Origin of the sequence: Chthonomonas sp., assembly GCF_035294505.1 — a bacterium.
Taxonomy (GTDB): domain Bacteria; phylum Armatimonadota; class Chthonomonadetes; order Chthonomonadales; family Chthonomonadaceae; genus Chthonomonas.
The window spans coordinates 1-7265 of sequence record NZ_DATGKU010000158.1 but is presented as its reverse complement, the minus strand read 5'-3'; the positions used below and the strand labels follow the sequence as shown (position 1 = coordinate 7265).

Genomic DNA, 7265 nt, shown 5'->3' with positions numbered 1-7265 from the left:
GGGCGATCTGCCGCTCATGACCGATAAAGGCACCTTTATCATCAACGGTGCGGAGCGCGTGGTGGTAAGCCAACTGTCGCGCTCTCCAGGCGTCTATTTTGAGGACTGGCTCGATCTCTCCGGCCAGGTGCTCTTTCGGGCACGCCTTATTCCCCAAGAGGGGAACTGGCTGGAGGTCGAAACCGATCCACAACATCAGATCATGGCCCATATCGTTGGGTCGGCCCGTAAGGTCATTCCTCTTACCATGCTTCTGCGGGCGCTGCAGGTGTTTCCAGAAGCCCACGAGCCGATACAGCTCACGCTGGGCCAAGCGTTGGAAAACCTTTGGGTCTATAAGCAGGTAGAGGGCGCCGATGGAAAAGAGGCGGAAAAAGACTATTTCTTCGTAACCCGCTTTGCCAAACCGGTGGTAGCCCCAACCGACATTGTGGCTCAGGTGGACAAAACAACCGGTGAAATTGCCCAATACACCACTCAAAAGCGCTCGGTAGATTCTAAGCATTACAAAGCGCAGGTGGTGCATGTTGCTGGAGAGATTTTGGCGGAGGAGAACGCTCCGGCCACTTATGAGGTGCTACAGGCTCTTGCGGAGAAGCTTGGCCCCGATTTCGTTGTCTCTCTGTACTCGCCGGTCGGCTCCACAGAGGAGATTGTGCGCGCCTTCTCTAAGGTAACCGTCATCGAGAACCCCACGCCTGAACAGCTTGTGGGCTGTCGTCCCGCCGCCGATATTTTGGATAAGAAAGGCAAAGTTTTAGTACGGGCAACCCACCGCATACCCGATAAAACCGTGGCCAAAGCGGTTGCCGATCTCAAGCTCCCCTCCATTGAGGTTTTGGAGGTCAACCCCTACGTGGAGGCCACGCTGGAGCAAGACACCTCCAATACGCCGGAAGAGGCCTTAATCGAAATCTATCGTAAGCTGAAGCCCGGCGACCCCGTGTCTCTCGAATCGGCAAAAAGCTTGCTGCAGGCGCAGTTCTATGATGTGCGCCGCTACGACCTCGCCCGTGTTGGGCGTTATAAGGTGAACAAAAAGCTCGGTATCCAGGTTGAACTCAAGTGCCGTGTCGTCACCAAGGAAGACCTGGTGGGCATCCTTCGTTACATCATCAATCTGAGCGCCGGCGTCGGCTCGACGGATGATATTGATCACCTTGAGAACAAGCGCATCCGCAGTGTGGGCGAACAGCTGTGTGCGCAGTTGCGCCTCGGCTTCCAGCGCATGGAAAAGGTGGTGAAGGAGCGCATGACCGCCTCCGAAAACATCAACCTACAGTTCGTCATGGCCACCAAGCCGATTAGCGCCAGCATTAAAAGCTTTTTCGGTTCGTCACAGCTTTCACAGTTCATGGATCAGACCAACCCCTTGGCCGAACTGGTCTCCAAAAGGCGCCTTTCGGCTTTGGGGCAGGGGGGGCTGCAGCGCCAAAATGCAAAACTGGAAGTTCGTGATGTCCACCATAGCCATTATGGACGCATCTGCCCCATCGAGACGCCCGAAGGCCCCAACATCGGCCTCATCGGCTCCATGGCGGTCTATGCCCGCGTAGACCAGTTCGGCTTTTTAGAGACGCCCTATCGCAAAGTGAAAGATGGGGTGGTTACCGACGAAATCGTGTGGATGACGGCAGATCAAGACCATCGCTACTACATCGCGCCCGCCAACATTCCCCTCGATGAAGACGGTCGGATTCGAGATGAGTATGTGCAGGTACGCTACGAGGATGGCTACCCCACGGTCCATCGCGCTCAGGTGCAGTACATGGATGTGGCCCCCGTGCAGCTTGTCTCCATCGCCACCGCGCTCATTCCGTTCATTGAGAACAACGAGGCCACACGCGCCTTGATGGGAGCCAACATGCAGCGCCAAGCCGTTCCGACACTGCGGCCTCAGGCCCCGTTGGTGAAAACCGGCATGGAGCGACGAGCTGCCCTCGATTCGGGCGCGGTGGTGCGCGCCCGACGCAGCGGAGTGGTAACGCGCGTGACGTCGGAGCAGATCGATATCACAACTCCCGACGGGCGCGTGGACAGTTACTATCTGCTCAACATGCTGCGCTCCAATAACTCCACCTGCATCACACAACGCCCCATTGTGCGCAAGGGGCAACACGTGCGCCAAGGGCAGGTGCTAACCGATGGCCCCTGCATAGAAAACGGCGAGTTGGCCCTCGGCCAAAACGTGCTGGTGGCCTTTATGCCGTGGGGCGGGTTCAACTTTGAAGATGCCATTCTCATTTCGGAGCGCTTGGTGAAGGACGATGTCTACACCTCTATCCATATTGAAGAGTTCGATACCGAAGCGCGCGATACCAAACTAGGGCCGGAAGAGATCACCCGCGACATCCCCAACGTGGGCGAAGATACCCTGAGCGACCTGGATGAGAACGGCATCATTCGCGTTGGCGCCGAGGTTCGCCCCGACGATATCCTGGTGGGCAAAGTGGCGCCGAAAGGGCAAGGGGAGCTGACGGCAGAAGAGCGCCTGATCATCGCCATTTTCGGCAAGAAGGCCGAAGAGACCCGTGATGTAAGCCTGCGCGTTCCTCATGGAAACGGCGGACGCGTGATAGATGTGAAGGTGTTCAGCCGCTATAAGTATCAGGGGGCGCGCGATGGGCGTGTCTATAACTTTTGTAAGCGACCCGAACCCGGCATGCGCGACTCGCAAGATGGCGAGTTGCTACGCCTCCCACAAGACGAGCTGCCCGTAGGGGTAAATATGCTGGTGAGGGTCTACGTCGCCCAGAAACGTAAGGTTATGGAAGGCGATAAGATGGCCGGACGTCACGGCAACAAAGGAGTCATCTCCAAGATACTGCCTGTGGAGGATATGCCCTTCCTGCCGGATGGCACACCCGTAGACATTGTGCTGAACCCGCTTGGCGTGCCTTCGCGCATGAACATCGGCCAAATCCTCGAAACCCATCTGGGCTATGTGGCTCATCACCTTAATTGTAGCTTTGTTAACCCCTCCTTCGAGGGCATGACCGAGAGCGAAATCATCGAGCAGATGGAGATTCTCGGCGCCAAGTTCTGGCGTGAGCGGCTGCAGAAATATCTGAACAGCGAACTGCGCCTGTATGTGTCGCTCGATTCGGTAGAGCCTTTCAACGAATTTGCGAAGGTCTATCGCGAACAGTACCCGCTGCCTGCCGACGCCACCCTGCAAAACGGCCAGGCCACCCCAGAACAGGCCGAGCATGCCCGCACTCTTTATGAAGCCTACATACGGCGCCTGCTAGAGCCTGTGCGCGAGGCGCTTATGGAGAGATCGGCAGAGGACTTAAATCGGCTTTCGCAGCTGCTGGCCGCTGCCGTCACCAACACCGCCTCACATGAAGAGGTGGTAGAGGCCATCGTGCAAAAGATCGAAGAGAACTGCCGGGCGCGTGTGGGGTTTGACCCGCACACCGGAAAATCCTGGGTTCGCGATGGGCTTACCGGGGAAACGTTCGATATGCCGGTAACGGTTGGCGTGATCTACATGCTGAAGCTTGCTCATCTGGTGGACGACAAGATTCACGCCCGATCCACAGGCCCTTATTCTCTTGTAACCCAGCAGCCGCTCGGAGGCAAGGCCATGTTCGGCGGGCAGCGCTTCGGCGAAATGGAGGTCTGGGCGCTCGAAGCCTACGGGGCTGCCTATACCCTGCAAGAGATCCTTACCATCAAATCCGACGACATTCAAGGGCGCGTAAAAACCTATGAGGCCATTGTGAAAGGCGACACGATTCTGGAACCCGGCGTGCCCGAATCGTTCAAAATTCTGGTGAACGAGTTGCAAAGCCTCTGCCTGAAAGTCACCGTTTTGAACGATAAGGACGAACCCATTGACCTCAATGCAGGGGATGATGACATCGAACCGGGTGAAGACCCGGCTAAAGCTGCCGCACGGCGGCAACAGAGAGCCTTACGCGAACATCCGCGTGATGATTACGATATCTGATCAATCGCTACAAGTGCACGCATGAGAGTTCTGGCCGTTCCCCGGCCTGCGGCTAGGGGGTGCCGGAACTCTTTGTCGTCAACGTCTTTGATCGTTACGGTCTGGAGGAAACGTTTCCTATGGCAGATGCCAGCACGTTTGCAAAAATAAAGATCGGGATAGCTTCTCCCGAAGAGATCCGCGCCTGGTCGTACGGCGAAGTTAAGAAGCCAGAGACGATCAACTACCGTACCTTTAAACCTGAGCGGGATGGCCTATTCTGCGAACGGATTTTCGGCCCGGTGAAAGATTGGGAGTGCCACTGCGGCCGCTATAAAAAGATGAAGTTCAAAGGGGTTATCTGCGAGCGTTGCGGTGTTGAGGTAACGCGTAGCAAAGTTCGCCGTGAACGCATGGGGCATATCGAGTTGGCCGCGCCCGTATGCCATGTGTGGTACCTCAAAGCGGTTCCTAGCCCCTTAGGGCTTATCCTCGACATGAGCCCACGCCATCTGGAGCGCGTGCTCTATTTCCAAGCCTACATCGTCATTGATGTGGACGAGGTACAGATCGCCGAAAACCTCAGCGAAATTCGCGCCGTGGTGGCCGCAGAGGAGGATAGAATCCGCCAAGAAGGGGCCGCAAACCGAGAGCGGCGCATTCAAGAGTTTAATCGCGAGGTGCAGCGCCGGCGTGCTGCAGCCGCCTCGGATGACCCAGAAGAGGCTGCCGACGGATGGTCGGAAGAGATCATTGCCCGTAAACGGGCCGAGCTTGAGACGCGGCTGCGTCATGAGGAGGAGGACGTGGAGTTTCGTATTCAAGACCTCCGTAATGCCCTCGCTACCCTTGAAAAGATAAAACCCCGCGACCTGATTACCGAAGACCAGTATCGCGCACTGGAAAACCTCCAAGAGGTGTTGGCCCGCCACTTCGATGACAATACTTGGTACGACATGGTGCGGGCCGGTCAAGGGGGCGCGGCCATAAAAGAGTTGCTGCAACGCATTGACCTCGAGGAGCTTAAGCGCGAACTGCGGCAGGAGGTGGAGAACACCCAAGGCCCAAAACGCGTGCGTGCCACAAAGCGTCTTGAGCTGGTAGAGGCTTTCTTGGCCTCGCGTACCCGCCCCGAATGGATGATCATCGAGGCCGTGCCCGTTATCTCGCCGGAGTTGCGCCCCATGGTGATGCTGGAAGGCGGGCGTTTTGCCGCATCCGATCTAAACGATCTCTACCGCCGTATCATCAACCGCAACAACCGGCTGAAACGCATCATAGAGATTAGAGCACCTGAAAGCATCGTAAACCATGAGAAGCGCCTGCTTCAAGAGGCGGTTGATGCCCTCATTGATAACAGCCGTCGCCAACGCCCCGTGTTGGGCAGCAACGGTCGCCCGCTGAAATCTCTTTCCGATATGTTGAAAGGAAAAGAGGGGCGCTTCCGCAAGAACCTGTTGGGCAAGCGGGTGGACTATTCCGGGCGTTCGGTGATCGTGGTGGGGCCGCACCTCAAGCTGCATCAGTGCGGTCTACCTAAAGAGATGGCGCTTGAGCTGTTTAAGCCCTTCGTTATGAAGACGCTGGTGGAACACGGCTACACCACCAACATCAAAACGGCCAAGCGCATGATCGAAAAGGCGAAGCCCGAAGTTTGGGACGCCCTTGAAGAGGTGATTCGGGAGCATCCGGTGCTGTTGAATAGAGCGCCCACGCTGCATCGTTTGGGCATTCAGGCCTTCGAGCCTATCCTCATCGAGGGGAAGGCCATCCAAATTCATCCGCTGGTTTGCTATGCCTTCAACGCTGACTTCGATGGGGACCAGATGGCCGTCCATGTGCCGCTTTCGGCCTATGCCCAGGCGGAGGCGCGAATTCTGATGCTCTCCTCACATAATCTCTTTAGCCCCGCTCACGGTGGGCCTATCGTGGCTCCCACGCAAGACATCGTGTTGGGCTGCTATTACCTCACCATGATGCGCATGCTGAAGGAGGGCGAGGAACCTAAAAACTACGTCTTCTCCTCGCCGGATGAGGCGCTGCTGGCCCATAGCAGCGGCGAGTTGGGGCTGCACGACCCGATTACCCTCAAGATGCCGCGCCCCTTCTACAACGACGGCGACGACACGCCCCAATGGCGACAAGAGATCGTAGGGCTTGTGAAAGGAAGCGATGGACGGTGGCGTTACCGTACGTCTGAAGGCTGGCAAGAGGTTCCTACGGGCAAGCTGCAGGAGGCGGTAACCCGCTACTGCACGACGGTGGGACGCTTGATTTTTAACCAGATTCTGCCCGAGAAGCTAAAGTATGCCGATGCCTATCTCTTCCATACCATGAACAAGAGCGCCCTCGCCGAGCTTGTTTCCACCGTCTACGCGAAGCACGGCAAGGAGCGGTGCGTCCAGTTTTTGGATGAGATGAAATCGCTCGGCTTCAAATACGCCATGAAGGGCGGCATAACCATCGCCATGACGGATATGGACAGCCCCAGCGAGCGCGACGAAATCATCCGGCGAGCTGAAGAGCGGGTTCGCGAGATTAACCAATCCTACGATATGGGAATGTTGTCGGCCGCCGAAAGAAAACGGCGCGTGCTGGAAGAGTGGTTGCAGGCCTCCGATGATGTGGCTAAAGCCATTATGAAGGATTTCGACGAGCATAACCAGTTTAACCCCATCTACATCATCACCAACAGCGGCGCCCGTGGCTCGACGAAGCAGGTGGCGCAGCTCTCCGGCATGCGCGGCCTGATGACCGACCCCTTTGGAAACCTCATCGAAGACCTACCCATCAAATCTAACTTCCATGAGGGGCTGAAGGTGCTGGAGTTCTTTGTCTCCACGCACGGCGCCAGAAAAGGAATGGCCGATACCGCCCTACGCACCGCCGATGCCGGTTACCTTACCCGCCGCCTGGTGGATGTGTCGCAAGACGTGATCGTGCGCGATAAGGACTGCGGTACCACCGAGGGCATTGAGGTTGAGGAGATACTCGACGGTACAGAGGTGCTGGAATCGCTGGGCGAACGTATTCGTGGCCGCTACACGCTTTCGGAGATCGAAGACCCATTAACACATGAGATACTTGTGGGCGCCAATGAGGAGATATCCGATGCGGTTGCCCATCGTCTTGAGCAGATTCGCGTTGCGCGCGATACCATTCTTGACGTCGCAACCAAAGAGGTGCTTGCGCGTGAAGGCGATCTGATGACGGTTGACGAAGCGCAGGCACTGGTGGATCGCGGGGTAACGCGAGCGCGGGCAAAGCGCGGCGAGTTGGCTTCCAATATCTACGAGATCACCCGCTCTCTGCGGGTACCGGTGCGCTCCGT

The 7265-nt window shown here is 57.0% G+C and carries 2 protein-coding genes; both read left to right on the top strand.

Features of this window, described 5'->3' with window-relative positions:
- Positions 1 to 7 precede the first annotated feature (7 nt).
- On the top strand, positions 8 to 3955 hold the full coding sequence (locus tag VKV18_RS08970; protein WP_324203867.1) for a DNA-directed RNA polymerase subunit beta: 3948 nt from the start codon (positions 8 to 10) through the stop codon (positions 3953 to 3955).
- A gap of 119 nt (positions 3956 to 4074) precedes the next feature.
- The coding region (locus VKV18_RS08965; RefSeq protein WP_324203866.1) for a hypothetical protein at positions 4075 to 7265 on the top strand (3191 nt) is incomplete at its 3' end.